Source organism: Aerococcus viridans (assembly GCF_002083135.2).
GTDB classification, from domain to species: Bacteria; Bacillota; Bacilli; order Lactobacillales; family Aerococcaceae; genus Aerococcus; species Aerococcus viridans_C.
Map to the genome: position 1 here is coordinate 1,812,010 of NZ_NBTM02000001.1, position 23,547 is coordinate 1,835,556.

Genomic DNA, 23,547 nt, shown 5'->3' on the forward strand with positions numbered 1-23,547 from the left:
CAATTTAAACAAGAGGGCGAATGTCTTTTTCCAGGTAGACAACGTCTAGCCATTGGTCGAATTTGTAACCCATGTTCTTACAGACACCGAATTGTTCAAAGCCATGTTTCTTATGGAATTTCAACGATGATTCGTTGGTTCCTGTGACCTGTGACACGAGTTTGTAGATATCAGGGTAATTGTCGATGATTTCTTGCTCTAGCGCTTGATATAAGCGGCTACCAATGCCTTTAGCCTTAACGTGGGCATCTAGATAGATAGAAATCTCTTTAGAAGGCCGATAGCCTTCATAGGAACCAGCGTCAGAGGTGTAAGCAAAACCGATAACATCGCCGTTATAATCAGCCACTAGAAAGGGATTGATTCCAATACGTTCAGTAATTTGTTCTTCCTTTAAGGAAACGTCAGTTAAGGCAATTCTAAAAGAAATGGTAGTATTTTGAATGTAATAATTGTAGATAGCCGTTAACTGAGCTGCATCAGCAAGTTCAGCAGGACGGATGGTCACTTGGTCGTTTTCTATAGTATCTATGGTCGTTTCAGTATAAGATAATGGGTCTGTCATAAAAAATCTTCCTAACTTTTTAGTTTAATACCATCATATCACTAGAGATTAATTGAGGCTAATACAAAATATTGTCGACGAATGATAGGTGGAGGACATCATAGTTTGGACATAGAAATTGTATATTTAAAACACTTATAGCTTTAAATAATATATGTTATGTAAACTAATAAATATAGACAGGTATCTATAGGAATACGCATGACTACACAGACGGTTTTGACGCATTTTGACTCTGTTTATATGGATTAATGCTCATAGACTGTTTTAGATTTATCATAAGCTATCTTATAAAGTATGATTCTATTGTTTTGCTATTCACTTCAATTACTATACTTTATAGCGCTAACTTTCTACAATTAATTGATTCATCGACTTATTATTATAAATATCAGCAAATCCAGTCAGCTTCTTCATTTATTTCATACTATCAATCTATGATTTAGAACGTATGTTTGGTATAATTATTTTTAGTATTTTAAGGAGTTTTACATATGGACAATTACTTTGATAAGGAATCTTTCTACGAACTATACGCCGACTATCTATCACAGAAGCAATCCAGCACTAAAGAAAGCTATTTGAAGAACATCAAACCTTTTTTTATTTACCTGGAAAAACAAGCTATCACGCATCCAACTTATCATGACATTGAGCGCTATTTTGACGATTTAATCAATCACCCAAGTAAGACCTACATCTTAATCAACGATATAGCTTATGATGACGTCTCTGAGGAGCAGCGTCGTGCACTGGACCAATTTCGCTACAAGGATCGGACCATTAAGTCGTACCGTAACATGCTCAACCAATTCTTTAAATGGTTAGAACGAGAAAATCTATATGAGAATATTGTTGCTAAAGCCAATAATAATATCCCTATACCACACGGCCACGCTAAGGATGCACTGGATATTGAGGATGTTGAAAAGTTGCTAGATTACCTTAAATCAACCACGGATACACTAATTGGTAAACGTAATTATGCACTTATATTACTAGCTGTTACTACTGGACTTAGAACTATTGAACTCAGTCGTGCCAATTTTGAAGACGTCCAACGACGCGGTTTGAACACTGTTATTTATGTACAAGGTAAAGGTCGCCGTGAAAAAGATGAATTCGTCATAATTCCTCGTAAAACCAAGGAAGTTATTCGAGATTATACACGCTTTCGTGAGGACCAAGGTATCATGATTAACACTGACTTAGCGCCTTTATTCGCTTCGCACGGTAATCGTAATAAAAGTGGTCGTATGTCAGCTCGGTCAATTTCTAGAGTGATCGCGAATGCTTATGAAGCTGTTGGGATTCATTCATCTAAAATTACGCCACATTCACTGAGACATACCGCTGCAACCTTAAGTTTAATTAACGGCGGTAACTTACGGGAAACGCAAAAGATGCTACGGCATTCTAGTGTTCGAACGACGGAAATCTACGCCCAAGATCTAAATGAAGACTTGAATACTTCTAGTCAGTTGATTGAAGATCTTATTGACCAATCAAGAATTCTCAAAGATTTAGAAGATAAAAGCAAAGAAAATGATTTGCAAACACCCTGATTATAAATGACAAAAAGCCCCCTCTCTATACCATAGATTTGGGGGCGATTACTAAAAAGCTGAATAAATAGCTGTTTGACTATATAAATATAGCAAGGGCATTGGCTTGCTATTTAAATTCCCTTCTATGTCCGCTAAGGGTAATTAGCAGACATAGAAAATATGTTGATTTGCTATCAGTATTTGTTTACACTTTTGCTAATAAGTCACCAGGATATTCAGCTAGTGCTAACATGCCAAATTTTTGTGCAACTTCTTCAGCGTCTGCATTGTAATTTGTATTGGTGTTGACATCGTAAGCCCACTTCTGCCCGTCTGCCGTTTCAATAAATTCCACTGCTGCTACCTGGATATTTTCAGCCTTTAAGAAGTTTTCAATCTTTTGAATTTCTTCTTTACTTAATACCCCGTCAACGATTTGGAATTTATCTGGTGTAGATTGGACCTGCCCTGCAATTGGAATCTGGCAGTTATCTGCTGGGCATAGTTCAAAACCGTCTGAAGAATCGATGCTGACAACATAATGAAATTTACCACCAATAAATTCTGACCGGTACACCCTACCATTTACTGGCTTAACGTAGGCTTGAAGTAAACTAATCCCATCAACTGAATCTTCAAAGTAATCACTATTAACGTAGTCTTCTAGCTCTTCAATTCGGTCAAATAGGTTTACCCCAAGCCCTTTACCCGCCCGGTTATGTTTAATAATAAATGGGAAAGTATCGAGTTTTTTAGCTGCTTGGATAATTTCTTCCTTACCAACTGCAGCAATCGTTTTAGGCGTTTGGATACCTGCTTTTTGTAAGGCTAAATACTGCTTAATCTTGCTGACTTCAAGTTCAATTGCGCGACTACCGTTCACTACACTGGCCTGATGGCTTTCTAACCATGGTAAAACTTGGCTAGTTAATTCAGGTGCATAGCGATGGTCTCTTGTGTGTGACGAAGCAGAAATCCGGTTATAGAAAATGCCTGCTGGTGGGGTATCTTGAATGTCTACTAGCCCTGTGTCTAGAAACCAAGTGTCATAAGGAATGGACAGTTGGTCTAGTCGTCTAGTTAAATGTTTTGTCCAATCATCATTTTCGTGGATGATATATACTTTCTTGTCGGTCAAATTGTTGCGCCTTCTTTCTTTTTAATTTTAGTGAATACTGGCAATTTTGCGCCTTCTGTTTTGGCAATAATAGTCGCTGCTAAAGCATTTCCAACCACATTCAAGGCTGTTCTACCTGCATTTGCGAAGAAATCAATTGATACCAGTAAGGCAACTGCTTCAGATGGTAAGCCTAATTGGTTTGCCGTAGCAAGAAGCACGACAATGGCCCCTGATGGTACTGTAGCGATTGTTTTGGTAATAAAAGTAAGAAATACTACTAAAACGACAAAATCAGAAATTGTTAAAGAAGCATCATATACGTTCATTATAAAGGAAATAGCTAAAGATACATAGATAGCTGCACCACCTAGATTTAGTGTGTAGCCTAGGCACGTTACGCCAGATGAGATCACTTTTGGGACTTTATTTTCTTCTAAGCGTTCGATAAGTGAAGGTAATACAACGCTTGAACCGCCTGTAATAAAGGCGATAAAGCTCAATTCAGAGATAGATTTAAACAATGAAATATAGGATACGCCAAAACTGTACGCAATGATGGGATAGATTACTAAGGCGACTGTTAGGTATGCGACGTATAGCCAGAATAGGAAACTGAATACAGAAGAAATACCTGAAATTCCATAAGTTGCATCATTATCAATTGCGATCAGGCCTCCGGCAAGGAAAATAGCAAAGAAGATGATTGGCAATAAGCTACCATCTGCGAAAGTTTGAAAGATATTGCTTGGAATAATACTTAAGACAAAATCTTGTAAGTTAATCCCAGTCGCAATCCCATCGAGTGATTCGGTAGAGATTTCACCAAGTGCTACATCACCGCCAACATTCACTAGTTTACCAAAGACCAGGGTCAAGGCGATCAAAAATGTGGTTACGAGAAAAAAGTAGCCAATTGCCTTAAAGATGACCTTCCCAAGTTGATTTCCACCACCGATTTCTACTACTGATAAGACAATTAATGGGAAAACGAGCGGTACGACAAGCATTTGGATGAAGTTCATAAAGAGATTCCCCAGAATACCAAAATGACTACTGATGCCTGGGAAAAAGTATCCAACGGCAATACCTAAAATGGCAACTATGAGTATCTGTACCAATAAATAGGTTTTTTAAACATACATGTTCCTCCAATTATCTATCAAGACCTACTTTAATTTGTTAACAATAGGTCTCTTATAGCTTGTCTCATAGTATAGCTCTTAGGATTTTATGGTAAATGATCGAATATCGGTCATTATTGGTCTAAAAATGAAACACATCAATTACCGAACAGATGCGATGTAGTGTATACATGCGAAGTATGCCGGAAATAAGGGCAATTTTTATAAAATTTCCTAAATAACGGATATTTCAAACGTTTTATTTTCCATTATATCGGCAATTAAATATAATTTCCGTTATAATGGATATTAAGGAGGTGCCTCATGTCTAAAAACTATATAGCGATTATCGGAGACTTAATTGATTCAAAAAAATCAGCTGACCGAGAAAACTTACAAGAAAACTTATTAGAAAGTTTTGCTACAATTAACCGAAACTACGGTGACATCATCGCATCAAAATTAACGCTAACCTTAGGTGATGAATTTCAAGTGTTGATTAAACCCCATCATCAAGTGTTTCAAATGATAGATGACATCCAACGACTTATTCCCCACCCCATTCGCTTTGGGATTGGTTACGGGTCAATAGACACAGAGATTGATCCTGAGATCAGTATAGGCGCAGATGGCCCCGCATACTGGCACGCTAGGAGCGCTATTGAATCAGTCAAGCAACACGATTACAGCGGTAATTTACGTCAAGCCTTTATTGGTCTAGAGGGAAAAGATGACACTATCAATATCATGCTCTTACTGACAGATACTATCCGGTCAAGTTGGACTAAAACCCAGCTATATGTCTTCAATGGACTTTTAGCGGCGGGAATTTACCAGCCATCATTTAATCAAAAAGCACTTGCTAAAAAATTAGAATTATCTCCCTCAGCTTTAAGTAAACGACTAAATTCAGCCAATATTAAAATCTATCTAGCTGGAAAAGAACAGCTGGCACGTTTCATTCAGGAGGTCGATGATACTGATTCATAATGCCATCACACTCGTATTATTAACTGCCCACTTTCTAGGTGATTACCATTTTCAAAGTGAGAAACGGTCAGAAGCCAAGGGAAAGAGTCACGCCGCTCTTGCTAGACACCTAGCCATCCATGGGGCAATTGTTGTAAAAAATTGGGCAAAATAAAAAAAGAGTAAGTGAGTTTTGACACTCAATTACTCTTTTTTCCATAGTGATTTCGACTTATCGATTCACATTATTGATTGGCTTTACCATTTTCGTAAAATAACACTTGCTCATCTGCTGGTACCATTGACCCACCAGTTGCCCATGCAATATGGGTCATGTTAGCTACTTTATCTGTTAAGTTCTTATGACGCAGATAGTTTTGCCCCGCTTCAGTAGTGAAGAGTCTTTGAGGACCAACTAATCCTGCTGTGGCTGCTGGCTCTACAAAAATATCTTCTACATCTTTCAATGTTGTTAGTAGGCGATTAGACTCTTTGTCAGTCAATGTATAACCACCATCAAAGATGCCTGACATTAATTTAGCTACTATTTGAGAGGTTCTAGGTACTGCTAGACCGTCCATAACGGTTAAGCCATCAATCCCAAAGTCATAGACTGAAATATCTGCAAATTTCTTAGAGATTAATCCTAATAACATAGATGGTACATGGGTTGGTTGAGCAAAGAAGCAGTGAACATGATCCCCGTAAATTTGTTTCAAACCATAAGTAATACCACCTGGACTACCGCCCACACCACATGGTAGATACACCATAAGTGGATGGTCTTCATCGACAACGATTCCTTGATCAGCTAACTGTTTTTCAAGTCTTGATGCTGCTGTTGTATAACCTAAGAACAATTGAATTGAATGTTCGTCATCAATAAAGTAAGCATATGGATCAGATTGAGCTGATTGACGCCCTTGGTCTACGGCTTCTGTGAAGTTGGTCTTATGTTCGATTACTTGGACACCGTGGCTTCTTAAGTAGTCTTTCTTCCATTGCTTGGCTTCGTGGGACATATGAACTTGGACATTGAAACCAATTTTGGCAGACATCACACCTGAAGAAATCCCCAAGTTACCTGTAGTCCCTACAACTACAGTGTACTGTTTAAAGAAATCTTGGAATGTCTTAGTCGCAAATTTCGAGTAGTCATCGTCATAACCTGATAATAATTTCTCTTCAAAGGCTAATGCTTCAGCATGATGCAAGACTTCATAAATAGCCCCTCGAGCCTTAATAGTACCGGCAATCGGTAATAAGTCATCCCGTTTTAGGAACATTTGGCCAGGAAATGAAAAATCATAAGTGGTTTCTAACGCAGTCTTGAATTTGTCAATGTCAGAAATTGGCGATTCAATCAGACCATCTAAAGCCACCGTATCTTCGAAGACGGCTTTGATAAATGGTGCAAATCGTTTTAATCGTGCCTCTGCGTCTTTAATCTCTAGGACTGACACATCCAGTTGCCCTTTTAAGTTCTTGAAAGGTACATGGCTATCATTCTCCCAAAAAACGGGCTTACGGTCACGAATATCACCCAATGTTCTTTGATTCACCTGTTCTCTTGTTTCATATATAGATTCTGTTGACATATCTATCCACCCTTCATATTATTTATTCGTACAATGCACATTTTTCAACTCAAAAATTATAACGATATTTTCCGCGTTCGTCAATAAATCCAGATAGTGTAGACAATCCTCATTTGTAATTGCTTTTGATTTGGTCCTTATTTATAATGAATTAGGCGAAGTAGTGATGTTTAAATCAATATTATGAAAAATGAATATCTTAGATAAAGCGGATTGTTCGGACAAGCTAGCCAGTATAATGAACTTGGTCGTCGTCTGCCTCCCAATATAAAATTTTAGACTTACAAAAAATCACAAAATTAAATGATCCACTAAAGGAGAAAGATATGTTAGAAAAAGAACGTATTGAGATTGACCGCCTTGACCGAGAAATCGTGAAATTATTTGAGGAAAGAACGAAAATGGTTGAAAAGGTAGCTGAAGTTAAGCTAGCCAACAATAAAGACATTTTGGATGCTGGTCGTGAAGCATTAGTCATTGAGAAAGTTCAAAGCTACTTAGAAAACCCTGAACTTAAAGAAGAATTAGCTGATTTATATACTGAAATCATGCGTATATCTCGCGGTCATCAAGAGCGTTGGATGGCTAAACAAGAAGAAAAATAACCGCTATAAATCAATAAAGCAAATACAAATGTTTGCATTAAGAAAATCGCCCGGGTTTCTCCAGGCGATTTTTTCTATTTCCTATACTTTTCGATTAGCAAATTCTGTTTGTATCTCAACTAGTAATTCTGGTTTGCTGATAACATCAACACCAGTAAGCGCCAGTGTTTCAACAACTTTCATCATCATGTCATAGGCAAATGGTGTTTGGGTACAGTCTCTAAATTCAGGTGTGTGCCCGATAACACGCTTACCATTTGTGATTGAATAGTAAGAATGGATTGAAGGGACTACATGGCTGACGTCACCCATATCAATTGACCCATTTTCCCCTAATTTCTCGGGAACCATTTCAATACCTAATTCACTTGCATTTTCGTTGTAAACTGCAGATAAAGTCTCGTTAGTAATCATATCCTTGTAGATATTTTCAAAGTCTGTGTGCTTCATGGTACAACCACTTGCAAGTGCTGCGGCCTTAGCACAGTTGATGATTTTCTCCGATAAAACTTCCATATAAGGCGTATCCAAGGCGCGGACATAGAATTCAGCGCGTGTGTATTCAGGGATCACGTTGGCTGCGTCTCCACCGTGGGTAATAATCCCATGTACACGAGCAGAGGACCGCATTTCTTGGCGTAAGCTATTGATATTATTAAATAGGTTTAACATAGCATCTAGGGCGTTAATCCCCTCTTCTGGCGCTTCTGCAGCATGGGCCGGTTTACCGAAAAATTCAAAAGCAATTGGGTGGATAGCCATTGATGTGCCAGACATAGTATTTTCATCTGAAGGATGGGTACACATAGCCACATCTACGTCGTCAAATACGCCTGAATTAGCCATATCTACCTTAGTTCCAGTTGTTTCTTCAGCGGGCGTTCCTAAAACAATCACTCGGCCGCCAGTCTGGTTGATCACCTTAGATAAGGCGATACCAGCACCAGTGTCTACAGTCCCAAGCATATTATGACCACAGCCATGCCCAATTGACGGTAAGGCGTCGTACTCAGACAAGTAAGCAATTGTGGGGCCAGGTTGACCTGAATCAAAAGTCGCTCTAAAGGCCGTATCAAAGCCAGCATACGGGGTTTCAACAGTGAAACCATGTTTTTCAAGCAATGCAATATGGGCTTTTGACGATTTAAATTCTTGATGGCCTAGTTCTGGATTAGCAAAAATATAATCGCTCAATCCTCTTAAATCTGTTTCTAGGGCGCTAACTTCTTGATGTAATGTTTCTTTTACAGTCATAAAATTTACTCTTCCTTTCTAGAATGGCCCATAGCCTACAAAATGGGCGAAGATTAAAAATGCCAATCCAATTAAAATATAAATGGTTAGTAATGGCATAAACCATTTAAACCATTTGTTATATGGAATTTTAGCCAGTGATAATTCAGCCATCAGGACACCGGATGTTGGAATAATGGCATCCATGAAACCTGAACCTAATTGGAAAGCAAGTACAGCTGTTTGTCTTGTGACATCTAGTGAGTCTGCAATTGGTAACATGATTGGCATCGTTGCTGCTGCTTGTCCTGAACCAGATGGGATAAAGAAATTGATCAAGATTTGAATCACGTACATACCAACTGAACCTAGAATAGCTGGGAAAATGTTCACTACTTGTACAAGATAGTAAATAATTGTATCTAAGATCATCCCATTTTCCATGACTACTAAAATACCGCGGGCAAATACAATGGCAAGTACTGAGAACATCATTTCACCGGCCCCCGAAACGAATGTGTCGGCTATTTTGCCAGTTGAAAGACCCCCAATTAATGCGGAAACAACTGCCATGGTAAAGAACATTGCGACTAGTTCGTCGATAAACCAACCAATTTGGAAGACACCGTAAACCATCATGGCAAAACCAGCTAACAAAGCCACCGAAATCCACTTGTGACGTGCTGAAAATGCTGGTAATTCTTGTTCGCTTAAGTCTTTGTAATCATCTGCAGCTTTATCAGCAGCTTCTAAATCAGCAACGTCGCTTTTGCTTGGATCAGCTTTGACTTTTTTCGCATAACGCATAATAAAAATCGTTGTCACTGCCCAAAGAACAATGAATAAGGCGATACGTAAGCCAACACCTGAGAATAATGGTAATTCGGCTAAGGCTTGGGCAACGCCTACTGAGAATGGGTTCATAAAACCGGCATTAAAGCCGACTGCAGCCCCAAGAATTAAAACGGCAATCCCTGTCATGGCGTCGTAGCCTAAAGCTCTAGCTAGTGCGATACCGATTGGGATGAAAAGGATAATTTCCTCTGATAAACCTAAAGTGGCACCACCTAAACCAGTCACAAAAACAAGAATGGGAATGAAAACTTCCTCGCGTCCTTTTAAGGCACGGACTAAACGTCCCATTAAGGCTTCAAGAATGCCTGTTTCGTTAATCAATTTGAATGATCCACCTGTGATAAAGAGGAAGAATACGATAGATCCTACCTCAATAAAAGCTTGCGGTAAGGCCAGAATCAACTGGAAGGGACTTTGTGGGCTAGAATCAATAAAATGGAAAGAATCTGGGACTAAAACAGTCCGATCATCGACCAGTGTCCGTTCGAACGCCCCTGCTGGAATAACCCAGGTTAAGACCATCATGATGACCATGATTGAAAATAAAAGCACTAATGCATTAGGCATTTGTAACTTTTTTGGAAAAAGTTTTGATTTCATAAAAAAGCTCCTTTTAAAAATTTGAATAAAAAATACCAAGGCAAGCAAAAGCTCGACTTGGTATTGGTTTAATACAGAAATCACTTTTGCCCGCAAAATAGAAAGCGCTCCTGGAAGGAATTGGGCATTCCTTTTTGGCAGTGATGCATTTTTTTAATACACCCCCAACAGTAAATCATACTGTTTCGGCTAATAACCCTTTCTCCAAATGGATACTGATGTGATTAGCGGCCTCTTTCTATTCCGCATTTATTCATTTAAGTCTAATCTTATGAAATAAAAGGTACAATGTCAAGAAATTTTACAATCGATGTTATATGCTATTGTGCATTCATGACAAAAATTGGTTATATTAAGTCAAAAACTATAAATCGTATATTTCATTTAATTGCGCAATATCATAGGTTGGTATTACTGGATCTTTTACTTTTTTCCTTTTTGGGTTATACCAAATGGTGTCGATTCCAGCATTAATACCTCCTTGAATATCTGACGTAAGCGAATCCCCAATAATGGCTGTTTCTTCTTTTTTAAAATACGGGATTCTTGAAAATACTGTATTAAAGAAATTTATACTAGGCTTTTGCGCATTCAGTTCCTCAGATATGAACACATCTTTAAAGTACGGGATCAAACCAGATTTTTGTAAACGATAAGATTGCGTTTCAGCAATACCATTTGTAACGATATATAAATTTGCCTGTTTAGAAAGTGAATTCACTAGTTCCAAACTATTTTCAACAGGTTTTATACCTTCTTTTAGACACTGCCGGTAATTTCTTTCCATTTCAACACTATTCACTTCAATGCCTAGTTGATTGAAGAAAATACCAAATCTATCATTTACAACTTGTTCTGAGGTTAAAATCCCTTGTTCGAATTGACGCCAGAGACTTTGATTCATGGTATTATACATTTTCTCAGTTTCTTCATTATAAGGAATATCCATAGACTCAAATAAAGATTTCAATGCAACCTTTTGCGCATCTTGGAAATCTAATAAGGTATCATCTACATCAAATAATAAGTTTTTATACTTCATATTTACCTCTTTTTATTATGCTAAAACCATAGTATCATCCTAAGCGCTCAGGAATAAACGCTTTTTAAGATGATTTCTTTCAACCAATTTTCAGCTAGTGGTAGCCATTGTGCGGCAGTTTTATTCACTTGATTGGGCATGGTTGCAGAAAGCTCGTTAGCCACTGAAAGGCCGTGTGGTCCTTCTTGGAAGATATGCATTTCAAACGGAATTTGATTTTCTTCTAATGCTAAGGCTAGTGATAAGGAATCACGTACATTAACAACATCATCTTCACGTGTTGCCCAAATAAAAGTTGGTGCAGTATGTTCATTCACAGTAGCTGGGACAGAATAACGTTCAATTTCTGCTTCACTAGGTAGTGGTTTTCCAAAGCAAGCTAAAGACATAGCTGTTGCATAGGCCTTGATATTTGGGTCAGGATTGGCAATGTTTTGGTGATAATAATAGGCAATATCAGTTAGGGCGTAGGCAGAAATATTAAATGCTGGTTTCAAGGCTTTGCCCTTCAAATTTGTTGCATTTTGAATCACATCTTCATGCCATACATTACTGTACATCCCGGTATTGTGACCACCAGCAGAAAATCCTGCTAGGCCAATCTTATCAGTATCAATGCGCCACTCAGTCGCATATTGATGCAAAATTTCAAATGCCTTAGCAGTTTCTTGTAGCGCATGGGGGAAAATAACATCAGGTTTAACCGGAAATTGCCCTTCTGCAATGATTTCTGCAGTTGTTTTCCCTTGCCCATAGACCGAATATCGCAAGACAAATGCGTGAAAGCCCATAGCATTAAATGCCAATGCCACTGGTTCAGCTTCTCTATCTGAACAGTACATATATGAACCACCGGGACAGATAATCACGGCCGGTCGTTCAATATTCACATTACTTGTGCGGATTGGATCAATCACGTAGCTAGTTAAGGTCACATCATCACGATCATTATATAGCTTTATTACTTCTTTTTGCATCAGACTTCTCTCCTCTAAATTTCATTAATGCCATTATAGCATTTGATTTTCATTAGAGAAAAAGAAAACCCCCGTCTCCAAATAGTAAGAAACGAGGCCATGAGAAGTTTAAGAAACGATACCTACCGATTGAATAAATCGATTAAAGCCATCTTTTCCTGCTGGTGTATCTTTATACACACCAGCATCTTCTAAGACGCGTACAAAAACATTTGCAATTTCATCTTTTAAAATAGTATGCACTGTATCTGGAGTCAAAGTATGGCGATAATTTTGCTTTAATTCTTGTGCCCATGTTAAATGGTAAGCTGCAATATTATTTTCTTTATCTAATAGATAGTCAGTAACTGCCGAGAGTTCATCCTTTAAGCGTGGGGGTAATATAGCTAAGCCCATTACTTCAATTAAACCGATATTTTCCTGTTTAATATGTTGCACATCTTGATGTGGATGATAAACGCCATCTGGATATTGTGATGAAGTATGATTATCACGTAAAACCAAATCTAGTTCGAATTTGTCCCCATTTTTGCGGGCGATAGGTGTAATTGTATGATGAGCTTCGTCCCCTGTATATGCAATTACATCTAGATTTGGATCTTCATATGTTTGCCAAGCCAGTCGGATTTTATCGGCCAGGGTCACCAAATCTCCGCGCTCTTTTCCTTGTAGACGTATCACAGACATGGGCCATTTGACAATCCCAGCTTGGATGTTTGGGTAACCTTCAAACGTGAATTGACTTTCAAAGGGCGCCTTAGCCATAGGGAAATCATGACGTCCCGTTTGATAATGATTATGCGTTAGAATTGAACCTCCTACAATCGGCAAATCGGCATTAGATCCAGCAAAATATCCAGGAAAAATAGCTACAATGTCTAATAATTGTTCAAATGTTTGTTTTGAAATGACCATGGGGACATGCTGTGTGTTTAATACAATACTATGCTCATTGAAATAGGCATATGGTGAATATTGGAACCCCCACTTCTCATCGCCTAATTGAAGACGAATAATTCTGTGGTTAGCGCGCGCCGGATGGTTGATCCTGCCTTGATATCCTTCATTTTCCATGCATAGCTGGCAAAGAGGATAACTAGAAGATTGCGCTTTTTTGGCGGCAGCGATTGCCTTGGGATCTTTTTCAGGTTTTGATAGGTTAATGGTAATTTCCACTGGTCCATAGGCCGTTTGACTTGTATACGCAATGTTCTTAGCAATGGCCCCTACTTTAATATAGTCATTACGTTGACTCAGCGCATAAAATTCCTGGATTGCCTCTTCTGGAGAAATTTGATAGGTATCCCAAAAGTGTTGATTTAAAACACTAGGGGCTGGCGTGATAAAATCCATTAATGCAGCACCTAAAGTATCTCGCTCTTCTATTAAATCCCCTACTTTTCCGTTGTCAACAGCAACATCTACTAAGGCATCACGTAAGGAAATAAGGGTGGTTCTAGTTGTTTCTTGATTGGCACCTGCTTCACCAGTTAATGCTAAGATTCGATTGCGTAAATAAAAATGATCGTCTATTGTATAATCACTATTTTCAATAACCTGTGTAACAAAGGCATCAATTAGTTTTGCCATGTCATCATCTCCTTGTTAGTACACGCGCGCCACTTGAGATTTCTGCGATATAAAATTGTGGTGGATAGCCGATTGTTTCAGTATATACACACCCTACTTGCTCTTTAAAAGCATCCACCTTGTCTTTTGCGACGATGGCAATGCCACATCCTCCAAAGCCTGCGCCCGTCATACGCGCGCCTAATACACCCTCCTGTGCCCACGCTGTATGGACCAAGGTATCTAGCTCGATTCCGGTAACTTCATAATCGTGTTCTAATGATACATGGGAGGCATTCATTAAGCGACCAAATGCTAATAGATCCCCAGTTTGCAATGCTTGTCGTGCAAGTGACGTTCGTTGGTTTTCCCAAACAGCATGTCGTGCACGTTTCAAACGATTACTATCTTGAACTAAATAAGCATATTGATCAAAGGTGTTGGCATCAATCGCACCCAGTGAATCGATGGTCAACTTTTGGTTAAGTTCGGCGAGTGCTGTTTCACATTCAGTCCGGCGTTCATTGTATTTAGAATCGGCTAATTCACGGCGTTTATTGGTATTCATGATTACAATTACGTTATCAGCTAAATCTAGCGGAACGAGTTCATAGTCGAGAGAATTTGTATCCAGATAAATCGCACGTTTATCTGCCCCCATCCCGACGGCAAATTGATCCATAATACCCGAATTCACACCGATAAAATCATTTTCGGTTTTTTTACCAATTTTTACTAAATCTAGTCTTTCTAGTGTTAAATCATACAATTCTTCCGCAACTATCCCTATGAGTAATTCAAGTGAAGCTGATGATGAAAGACCGGAACCATTTGGAATATTCCCATATACGTATAGGTCAAAACCGGTATCAATTGGATGACCCGCTTCTATTAAAAATTTAATGACCCCTTTAGGATAGTTCGTCCAACTATCTTCCTTTGTTAGAATCAGTTGATTTAGGTTAATTTCAATAATGCCATCATCTTTGAAATTTGCTGAATAAAAGCGACAGATTTGGTCATCTCGTTTACGGGCAACCCCATAAGTGCCCAGTGAAATAGCTGCTGGGAATACGTGGCCCCCGTTGTAATCTGTATGTTCACCAATTAGGTTAATACGTCCTGGTGAGAAAAAAGTTGCATCAGCTTGTTCGTTGAAAATGTCTGTAAAAGCTTGATTTAATGTTGTCGTGTCCATAAGCAATCTCCTTGATTTATATGATAATTTTATTATAGATTATTCAGATAAAATATTCGATATATTTACTAAACTTTTACTAATGTAGCTGCAAATGTGTTATAATGGATAAAAATAAATGATAAAGGAAGTAAGGATATGGCTACTCTTAAAGATATTGCAAAATTAGCAAAAGTTTCGCAAGCGACCGTTTCACGTGTGTTGAACCGTGATGAAACCCTTTCTGTTGGTGAAGACACGAAACATCGTATTCTAGCCATTGCAGACGACTTGGGCTATACCAAACATCAAAAGACGACGAATATACCAAAACAGCGACAAAAAATTGCTGTTGTCCAATGGTATAGTGAGCAAGAAGAATTAAATGATTTATATTATTACGCTATTCGGATTGGGATAGAAAAACGTGCCGAAGATTTAACCTATGACATTGTCCGTTATTTCAATAATCAAATTATTCAAATTGCTGATGATATTGCTGGAATTATTGCCATCGGTAAATTTTCTAATCAACAAATTAAACGGTTAGAGTCCTATAATCGCAAATTGGTTTTTGTGGATTCAGATACCTTAAATGCTGGTCATCCCTGTGTGACAACTGATTTTGATAATGCCGTGATTCAAGTATTAGATTATTTTATGCAGCATGGGTTAACATCGATAGGTATGATTGCCGGTGAAGAGAAAACGACAGATGGTAAGGAACAGTTAATTGATCAACGGTTCAGAACTTTCCGAAACTATGCATCTGAACTTGGTGTTTACCATGCAAAATATACGTATATTGGTGATTTTTCAGCACAAGCCGGGTATAATTTGATGAAACAGGCCATCACTGAACATGGAGAAGCCCTTCCACAAGCTTTCTTTGTAGCTAATGATACATTAGCTATTGGTGCTTTACGTGCCCTTCAGGAGGCGCGTATTGCTGTCCCTGAACGGGTGAGCCTTATTTCATTTAATGATACCCCGTTGACGAAACAGATTTTCCCCGCCCTATCCAGTGTGACCGTTTTTACTGAGGAAATGGGTCGAATTGCTGTGGATACCCTGAATCGTCAATTGATAAACCCGGAAGTAGTACCTACTATGACTAGACTTGCCACTCGGCTAACAATACGTGATTCCAGTGGATAAATATCAAAAAAAGGGTAACCACAAACGATTGCGGTTACCCTTTTTGATATTATTTTTTTATTTTGTCAGCTTAACACAAAATGCATCCCAAGCATCCAAGGTGATTTGTTGTAAATCGGTTGGCACCACATGATTGCTGATAATAATTGTTTCATACGTACCATTAAAACTAAATGTTTGTGCTACATCAGATACATTCACGACTACTAAGTATGCTTCACTTGGTGTCCTTCTGATGTAGGCAAATACTTTATCGCTAGTATCTAATAGCTCAAAATCGCCATCGATTAACCAGTCTGAAGTTTGGCGTAATTGAACCAATTTTTGATAAGTATAAAAAATACTGTCCTGATCAGCTAAGGCGTTTTTGACGTTAATTTCATGATAATTTGGATTTACTGGTAGCCAAGTTGTGTCTCCACTTGAGAATCCGGCATGTTTCGTTTCATCCCACTGCATAGGTGTCCGAGCATTGTCTCGACCAATCATGCGGATACTGTCCATGACTTGCCCCATAGATTGACCATTTGCCGTAGCTTCTCGTGCATAGTTTAAGGATTCAATATCATCAATTTCATCTAAATTATTAAAAGGATAATTGGTCATTCCTATTTCTTCACCTTGGTAAATATAAGGTGTACCTCGCATCAGATGTAGGAGAATGGCTAATGCCTTGGCTGATTTCACTCGGTTTGGGCCAGTTGAGCCCCAAATAGAAAGGACACGTGGTAAATCATGGTTGTTCCAGAATAAAGAGTTCCAACCTTGACCAAGCCCTAATTCTGTCTGCCATTTATTAAAAATCTTTTTTAATGCAGGTACATCTAGTTCGTCTTCAAAATCCCATTTAGCTGCATCCGGCTTATGTTGCAGACCAATATGCTCGAACTGAAATACCATAGATAGTTCATGACTGTCAGGATTTGAGTATAATTGGGCAATTTCCGGCGTAGCACCCCACGTCTCACCTACAGTTAATAAATCATGTTTACCAAAGGATGCAGCGTTCATTTCCTTTATATGATCGTGTAATTTAGGGCCATTATTGACAATCCCTTGATCAGGTACTTTACCAACCATGTCGATAACATCCATACGGAACCCACCGATACCCTTATCGATCCAAAAATTCATCATATCATAAATTTTTTGACGTAAAGAGGCATTCTCCCAGTTTAAATCAGGTTGCTTTTTGCTGAAGAAGTGCAGGTAATATTGACCAGATGCTTCATCTTTTTCCCATGCTGAGCCACTAAATATTGAAGTTAGGTCATTGGGTTCGTCACGCCAAATATAATAATCACGTTCTGAGCTTGTCGGATTGTCGCGAGCTTCCATGAACCAGGCATGTTCATCTGATGTATGGTTTACGACGAGGTCCATGATAATACGAATACCACGTTGATTGGCTTCGGCTAGTAACAAATCCATATCATTCATGTCACCAAACATGTCTGCTATTGCTTCATAATTCGCAATATCATAACCGTTATCGTCCATAGGGCTATCATAAACTGGTGATAACCAGATGGCAGTTATGCCCAATTCTTGCAAGTAGTCTAATTTGCTGGTAATGCCCTTTAAATCCCCAATACCATCGCCATTCGCATCTGCAAAGGATTTAGGATAGATTTGATAGATAGTTGCTTTGTGCCACCAATGTTTTTCCATTTCACGCACTCCTTATGATGTTTTATGTTGTTAAGTCCATTCTACCAGTTTGTGCAAGCGCTTGCACTAATAATATCAAAAATAGCTGGGAAGTTTTGTCCCCAGCTAAGATATGCTTCGCATATTAACGAATTGCTTGTTCTGTTGCCAAGTCGAAGAAATGTCCCTTCGTAATGTTAAAGGTTAGGGTAACTTTGTCACCCGCTTCAAATGTGTCACGAGTAGATACACGTGCAATGTATTCAGTTTGACCTAATTTTAGGTATAACATGGTTTCAGAACCAAGTAATTCAGAAACGACTATCTCACCTGTCACGGTATCCTCTGGGTAGGCTTCAATAGCAATGTTAGTATCCAAAATATCTTCTGGACGAATACCGAAAATGACTTCTTTACCCAGGTAACCACGGTCACGTAAGATTTTAGCTTGGCCTTCTGGTATAGCAATGTCCAAACCATCTTGATTGGAAATACGATTCTCCCCTACTGTTACTGTAAAGAAGTTCATTGAAGGACTACCAATAAAGCCAGCTACGAATTTACTTACGGGTTTATTATATAATTCTTGTGGTGTACCGATTTGTTCAATGCGACCAATTGTGCCTGAACCATCAGAATTTTTCGTTGCATTCATAATCACAATTCGATCTGCCAATGTCATTGCTTCGGTTTGATCATGTGTAACATAAATGGTCGTTGCCTCAATTTTACGGGTGATTTTGGCAATTTCTGTCCGCATGGAAACACGTAACTTGGCATCAAGGTTTGATAAAGGTTCATCCATTAGGAATACTTTAGCATCTCGGACAATTGCTCGTCCCATAGCTACACGTTGTCGTTGCCCACCTGATAGGTCTGCTGGTTTACGTTGTAAGAAATCAGTTAAACCTAGTATTTCTCCTGCTTCATTCACGCGACGGTCAATTTCAGCTTTGTCGTATTTACGTAATTTCAAACCAAAAGCCATGTTATCGTAAACCGTCATATGTGGGTATAAAGCATAGTTTTGGAATACCATCGCAATATCACGATCTTTAGGTGATTTGTTATTCACTACTTCACCATCAATTTTTAGTTCCCCCTGGCTTATTTCCTCTAATCCAGCGACCATACGTAATGTAGTGGATTTACCACAACCAGAAGGTCCGACAAATACAATGAATTCTTTATCTTTAATATCTAAATTAAAATCTTCTACAGCGTAGTCAGTGGCGCCGGGGTATTTTTTGTAAATATGGTTTAGGTTTAATTCTACCATGTTAAACTCTCTTTCTATTCAAAATGAACGGGACGGTCGTTTTCAAAGATACTGTAGCGTAAATCAAGTAAGTTTATGTTTGCTTCAGCAATTACTGATTTGTCAGCATTATAGCGTGTAATGATTATCGTATGTGCATCCGGTGTAGCAACCTCGATACCACCAGCTAAATCAAAAGCTTCACTTTCATTACGAAAGTTAAATAATTGCAATAATTTTTGGACCAATGGACGTTGTATTTCACGTCCAATTTCATCACTAGTGTAATAGTGGCGATTGATATTACGCCCCTCTTTGGTATTTTCTAAGAGTTCTAGATCATTTTTACCAGCAAGTAGACCCACATAATACACTTGTGGAATTCCTGGTGCGAAAGCTTGAATCAATCGCGCGATGAAATATTTCTTATCATCGTCACCTAGCGCTGAATAATAGGTGGTATTGATTTGATAGATGTCTAAATTATTATATTCTGCAGAAGAATACTTACGTTTAACGTTAGCCCCTACCTTATAAAGGGCTTTGGATGTAAAATCAATTTCTTCATCGGTTAAAATATCCTTTACATCGACAACCCCTATTCCGTCATGGGTATCCAAGGTGGTAAATTGCTTCATGGGGCTCATCTTCAACCACTTAGCTAATTGGTCTACGTTACCCGAGAACAGTGAATACAAGGTAACCATTGGTAAAGCAAAGTCATAAACAAAGTAGCCGTGATCAGCAAGTTTAAAAGGAATTGTATAGTGTTCATGAATTTCAGGTAAAATATCCGCTCCTGCTTCTTGGGCAACCGCTTGCACTCGGTCTAGTAAGTCCCAAATTTCTGGTTCCACGAAAAAATCATTGGTATCTAGTTTTTTAATTGCATAGGCAAAGGCATCAAGTCGAATCAAATCGCAACCGTTTGCCACTAGCTGTTCAATCGTATCTTTGATGAAGTCCATTGTGACTTGATGGCGTATATCTAGGTCGATTTGCTCTTCCCCAAAAGTATTCCATAAATGTTCCGTAGTACCATCGGCGAAGGTGATGGCTTGCATGGGGGCTTTATCTTTTCTTTTATAGATTAAGTCGATGTCGGCCTGTGTTGGTCGTCCACTTGGCCAGAATTTTTCCCATCTTAGAAATAAATCGGCATAGTCAGAAGCGTCCTTTTTCTCCTGAAAGTCTTTGTAATACGTGGACTGGCGGGAGATGTGATTAATCATAAAATCGAACATGAGATAGTATTTGTCACCTAGGGCTTTGATATCATCCCAGTTACCAAATGCTGGATCAACTTGACCGTAGTCAACCGGAGCAAACCCTCTATCGCCTGTAGAGGGAAAGAATGGCAGTAGATGCACACCACCGATGGCTTGACCAAAATATTGGTCGATATTCGTCTTCAATTCTTTTAAGTTGCTACCTAAACTATCAGAATAGGTAATCAACATGGTTTTGTTTTGAAATGTCATGTATATGCTCCTCTTCTCAGTAGTAGATTATTTGATGGCCCCGTTGCTCATACCAGAGATAATATTCTTTTGGAAAATCAGGTAAACGATTGTGATCGTGATGATACCGACCACATATGATGCAAAACTTGGACCGTAATCGTTGAAGTATTGGCCTGTATAGTTGTACTGGAATAGAGGTAATGTCCACATTTCAGCATTTTTGTTTAGAATCAGCAAAGGTAGCATGAAGTCGTTCCAGAACCATAAAGCATTAATGATGAGTGTCGTTGCGTGCATTGGTTTCAGCATTGGGAAGATTATTTTACGATAAGTCGTAAAACGATCTGCACCATCAATCATAGCGGCTTCATCTAAAGTATCCGGTACACTCAATTTGATATAGCCCACGTATAGGAATAAGGTTTGAGGAATGGCATATGTTAGGTACAAGATGATTAAACCCCACATATTTGCTAAGCCTAAGCGACTCATCATGACAGTGATTGGAATCATAATTACTTGGAATGGTACAAAGATTCCCAAGATCAATAGTGAATACATAATCGCAAAGGCTCTATGTTTCGACATGTTTCGGGCGATAGAATAGGCTGCTGCTGGGATAAATAGGGTTACAAGGATTACAGACAGTACCGTAATAACCGCGGAATTCCAGAAATAATGCCCTATACCATCTGCAATCAACCGAGCATAATTATCAAGTGTTGCTGGATTTGGAAAGGCAAAGAAATGTTGCATGATGTCTTGTGTTGTTTTAAATGATGAAAATACTGTCGCTAAAAGCGGAATCAAGACTAAGATTGCTCCAACAATTAGGAGGACGTATTTCCAAATTAGATTGAATCGTTCTTCATTTTTCATATGGTTTTCCTCCTAGATTTCAAAGCGACGTGACAAACGAATTTGAATAATAGAGACAACAGCGATAATTAAGAATAAGACGATGGCAATTGCGTTGGCATAACCATATTGATTACTCTTAAAGGCATAGTTGTAAACTAACAGACCGATTGAAGTTGTTGAATTACTTGGACCACCACCGGTTAAGGCAAAAATTTGATCAAAGGCTGTTAAGCCACCTTTTAATGCCATGATGAATACCATAGAGATACTTGGTAACAAGTACGGTAATTCGATACTGAAGAATGTTTGTTGGCTGTTAGCACCGTCAATGGCAGACGCTTCAATTATTTCTTCGGGAATACTTTGTAAACCAGCTAAGAAAATGATAATTGGCATAGCCACACCTTGCCATAAAAGGACAAAGATAGCTGCAAATACGGCGCCACTAGTTGAACCTAGTAGAGACTCTTGTAACCAGCCAATATTCAATGCTTGACCAATAGCCGGTAAACCATAGTTAAATACCTGTTTAAAAATTAACGATACGGTCAATCCGGAGAGCACTGCTGGAAAGAAATACCAGGCTCTAAAAAAGGTGCGTCCCTTGATTTTTGAATTTAATAACCGGGCAATTAAAATGCCAATCACAATTTCACCGACGATTAAAGACACAGTTAAAATCAAGGTGAAACCAATAGCTTTCATAAATTTACTATCAGACATCAAGATAATGTAGTTGTTTAGGCCAACAAAATCAAAGTTATATGTTAACCCAGTCCAGTTGGTAAAACTGTAAAAGGCCCCCTGAAACATGGGGAAATAGAAGAAAATAGCTTGAAGTAGTAGTGGGACAATTAAAAAGGCCCAACCCCAATATTTATTAATTGTTTTTCTCATGTGATCTTTCCCCCTAGTCTAGGTCTGCTTTCATTGGATTGAAGAAGGCATTCAGTTCATCCGCTAAAGCTTCTATATCTTGCGTCATTAAGTAGTTGGCTGTTGCGGTGAAGAAGTCATCTTCACTCGTCCAATGTTGCGCCATCCATACATAATGTTTGTCAGTGAAGGCTAGTTCATTTAAGGCTTTTAGTGGTGAATCACTATCTTCTTCCACCCCAATTACGGCAACTGGCGAACCATCCACGTCATAGTATTTCTGCATAGGCTCTGGCGTTGTCATGTAGGCAACAAAAGTTTCTGCTGCTTCTAAATTTTCCGTCTCTGCAGCGATAGACAAGGCAAAATCACCAGCTCCCACAGTAGCACTTTGTCCGGGCTCTTCACCTGGGAACGCAAAGGTAGAAATTTCAAAAGTAGGCTCTTGTTGTCGCATCGCTGCTAGTGCCCATGATCCATTGGTCGTCATTAAAGCATCTTCAGATGTAAATGCAACAATGGCATCGTTATAAGAGGCACCTTTCCAATTCGCTTGTTGATTGCCTTCATCAGCTAGTAAATCTAGTTTTGCAGCATCAACTTTTAAGATATCATCATCAGCTGAGATACTGTTTGGTTGTGAATATCGCAAGTATTCATTTGCAGCATCTGCGCCGCCAGTTGTCGTAATTAAAGATAATTGATGGTAACCATTCAAGGTCCAACCTTCTGTCCCTGCGATAGCAAATGGTGTTTCACCGGCTGCCTTGATGTCATCCACAAGTTGGACAAATTCATCCCATGTTTCAGGTGCTTTTAACCCTAAGGCTTCAAATTTTGTCTTATTGTAATATATGCCTGATACATTCGCTGTTAAGGGCACATTGTATACCTTGCCGTTAATGGCATATTTATCAGCGTATTGATTTTTTAAATTATCTAGATAATCTTGACCAGTCATATCATAGAAGAAACCAGCATTTGCCCATTCTTGGAAGTCAATATTTTGTGGATATAAGTTGATAACATCAGGAACGTCACCTGATAGCATTCTTGTTTTTAAGACAGTACCAGCATCCGGTACACTCGTCATTTGCACATCTATATCCGGATGTGATTTTTCAAAATCTTGAATAATTTCTTCTAGAGTACCCTCCATCTCCTTCTTTTGATTAAAAAATTCAATGACCGTTTTGCCATTCGTACTTGTTTCTTCAGTATTACCGCATGCAGCTAACGCAAGCACACTGGCAGAGGCAATACCCAAATAACGGAGCTTTTTAAACCTTTCCATGCCACTTTC

General features: G+C 38.7%; 21 protein-coding genes and 1 riboswitch. Of the genes, 5 read left to right on the forward strand and 16 right to left on the reverse strand.

From position 1 onward, the window contains the following. Positions 1–4: 4 nt before the first annotated feature. Positions 5–565, reverse strand: coding sequence for a GNAT family N-acetyltransferase (locus tag A6J77_RS08420; protein WP_083069913.1), 561 nt, complete (start codon positions 563–565; stop codon positions 5–7). Between the two features lie 494 nt (positions 566–1,059). On the opposite strand from A6J77_RS08420, the gene A6J77_RS08425 reads away from it, so the two are divergent. Then, positions 1,060–2,130, forward strand: a complete 1,071-nt coding sequence (locus tag A6J77_RS08425; RefSeq protein ID WP_083069915.1) for a tyrosine-type recombinase/integrase — start codon at positions 1,060–1,062, stop codon at positions 2,128–2,130. Positions 2,131–2,317: 187 nt separating this feature from the next. Here A6J77_RS08425 and A6J77_RS08430 read toward each other — a convergent pair whose 3' ends face one another. Together A6J77_RS08430 and A6J77_RS08435 are read right to left on the reverse strand one after the other, a co-directional pair. Further along, positions 2,318–3,250: an ATP-grasp domain-containing protein gene (locus A6J77_RS08430; protein WP_083069917.1), complete on the reverse strand. Its 933-nt coding sequence runs from the start codon at positions 3,248–3,250 to the stop codon at positions 2,318–2,320. Continuing rightward, positions 3,247–4,350: a dicarboxylate/amino acid:cation symporter gene (locus tag A6J77_RS08435; protein WP_083069920.1), complete on the reverse strand. Its 1,104-nt coding sequence runs from the start codon at positions 4,348–4,350 to the stop codon at positions 3,247–3,249. The genes A6J77_RS08430 and A6J77_RS08435 overlap by 4 nt, the downstream gene beginning before the upstream one ends. Positions 4,351–4,677: 327 nt before the next feature. Between A6J77_RS08435 and A6J77_RS08440 the strand changes: the two genes are divergently transcribed. Further along, on the forward strand, positions 4,678–5,343 hold the full coding sequence (locus A6J77_RS08440) for a SatD family protein (protein ID WP_083069921.1): 666 nt from the start codon (positions 4,678–4,680) through the stop codon (positions 5,341–5,343). After that, the gene (locus tag A6J77_RS08445; RefSeq protein WP_083069924.1) at positions 5,327–5,497 is read left to right on the forward strand and encodes a DUF3307 domain-containing protein; all 171 of its coding nucleotides are present in this window, start codon (positions 5,327–5,329) and stop codon (positions 5,495–5,497) included. Before A6J77_RS08440 ends, A6J77_RS08445 begins: the two co-directional genes overlap by 17 nt. Before the next feature lie 70 nt (positions 5,498–5,567). Here the strand turns inward: A6J77_RS08445 and A6J77_RS08450 are convergent, their stop codons facing one another. Next, positions 5,568–6,920 (reverse strand): D-serine ammonia-lyase, encoded by a 1,353-nt coding sequence (locus tag A6J77_RS08450; RefSeq protein WP_083069926.1) that lies wholly within the window; start codon positions 6,918–6,920, stop codon positions 5,568–5,570. A 326-nt stretch (positions 6,921–7,246) separates the two neighbouring features. On the opposite strand from A6J77_RS08450, the gene A6J77_RS08455 reads away from it, so the two are divergent. After that, positions 7,247–7,525, forward strand: coding sequence for a chorismate mutase (locus tag A6J77_RS08455; protein ID WP_083069927.1), 279 nt, complete (start codon positions 7,247–7,249; stop codon positions 7,523–7,525). 81 nt (positions 7,526–7,606) lie between these two features. Here A6J77_RS08455 and A6J77_RS08460 read toward each other — a convergent pair whose 3' ends face one another. The 6 genes from A6J77_RS08460 to A6J77_RS08485 form a co-directional block, all read right to left on the reverse strand. Further along, positions 7,607–8,779, reverse strand: a complete 1,173-nt coding sequence (locus tag A6J77_RS08460) for a M20 family metallopeptidase (RefSeq protein ID WP_083069929.1) — start codon at positions 8,777–8,779, stop codon at positions 7,607–7,609. A gap of 18 nt (positions 8,780–8,797) precedes the next feature. Then, a complete protein-coding gene (locus A6J77_RS08465; RefSeq protein ID WP_083070292.1) occupies positions 8,798–10,213 on the reverse strand; it encodes a YfcC family protein in 1,416 nt (471 codons plus the stop codon). A 94-nt stretch (positions 10,214–10,307) separates the two neighbouring features. Then, a riboswitch (Lysine riboswitch) is annotated at positions 10,308–10,458 on the reverse strand. A gap of 119 nt (positions 10,459–10,577) precedes the next feature. Next, positions 10,578–11,255: a YjjG family noncanonical pyrimidine nucleotidase gene (locus A6J77_RS08470; protein WP_083069931.1), complete on the reverse strand. Its 678-nt coding sequence runs from the start codon at positions 11,253–11,255 to the stop codon at positions 10,578–10,580. A gap of 47 nt (positions 11,256–11,302) precedes the next feature. Continuing rightward, positions 11,303–12,232 carry an alpha/beta hydrolase gene (locus A6J77_RS08475; protein ID WP_083069934.1) on the reverse strand — a complete coding sequence of 310 codons (930 nt, stop codon included), beginning with the start codon at positions 12,230–12,232 and terminating at the stop codon, positions 11,303–11,305. A gap of 108 nt (positions 12,233–12,340) precedes the next feature. Next, positions 12,341–13,822 (reverse strand): UDP-glucose--hexose-1-phosphate uridylyltransferase, encoded by a 1,482-nt coding sequence (galT, locus tag A6J77_RS08480; protein WP_083069937.1) that lies wholly within the window; start codon positions 13,820–13,822, stop codon positions 12,341–12,343. Between the two features lie 4 nt (positions 13,823–13,826). Then, entirely contained in the window at positions 13,827–14,999 is a 1,173-nt protein-coding gene (locus A6J77_RS08485) for a galactokinase (protein ID WP_083069947.1), read from the reverse strand. Between the two features lie 138 nt (positions 15,000–15,137). Here A6J77_RS08485 and A6J77_RS08490 point away from each other — a divergent pair, with 138 nt between their 5' ends. Continuing rightward, entirely contained in the window at positions 15,138–16,136 is a 999-nt protein-coding gene (locus A6J77_RS08490) for a LacI family DNA-binding transcriptional regulator (protein ID WP_083069950.1), read from the forward strand. A 57-nt stretch (positions 16,137–16,193) separates the two neighbouring features. Here the strand turns inward: A6J77_RS08490 and dexB are convergent, their stop codons facing one another. From dexB to A6J77_RS08520, 6 genes are all read right to left on the reverse strand, one after another. Then, entirely contained in the window at positions 16,194–17,807 is a 1,614-nt protein-coding gene (dexB, locus tag A6J77_RS08495) for a glucan 1,6-alpha-glucosidase DexB (protein ID WP_083069952.1), read from the reverse strand. A gap of 124 nt (positions 17,808–17,931) precedes the next feature. Further along, entirely contained in the window at positions 17,932–19,065 is a 1,134-nt protein-coding gene (locus tag A6J77_RS08500; protein WP_083069954.1) for an ABC transporter ATP-binding protein, read from the reverse strand. Positions 19,066–19,079: 14 nt separating this feature from the next. Continuing rightward, on the reverse strand, positions 19,080–20,525 hold the full coding sequence (gene gtfA / locus A6J77_RS08505) for a sucrose phosphorylase (protein WP_083069956.1): 1,446 nt from the start codon (positions 20,523–20,525) through the stop codon (positions 19,080–19,082). Positions 20,526–20,552: 27 nt separating this feature from the next. Continuing rightward, complete coding sequence (locus A6J77_RS08510) at positions 20,553–21,386, reverse strand: carbohydrate ABC transporter permease (protein ID WP_083069958.1); 834 nt, start codon at positions 21,384–21,386, stop codon at positions 20,553–20,555. Positions 21,387–21,398: 12 nt separating this feature from the next. Then, the gene (locus A6J77_RS08515) at positions 21,399–22,265 is read right to left on the reverse strand and encodes a carbohydrate ABC transporter permease (protein WP_016897140.1); all 867 of its coding nucleotides are present in this window, start codon (positions 22,263–22,265) and stop codon (positions 21,399–21,401) included. Between the two features lie 13 nt (positions 22,266–22,278). Further along, on the reverse strand, positions 22,279–23,538 hold the full coding sequence (locus A6J77_RS08520; RefSeq protein WP_083069961.1) for an extracellular solute-binding protein: 1,260 nt from the start codon (positions 23,536–23,538) through the stop codon (positions 22,279–22,281). Between the last annotated feature and the right edge of the window lie 9 nt (positions 23,539–23,547).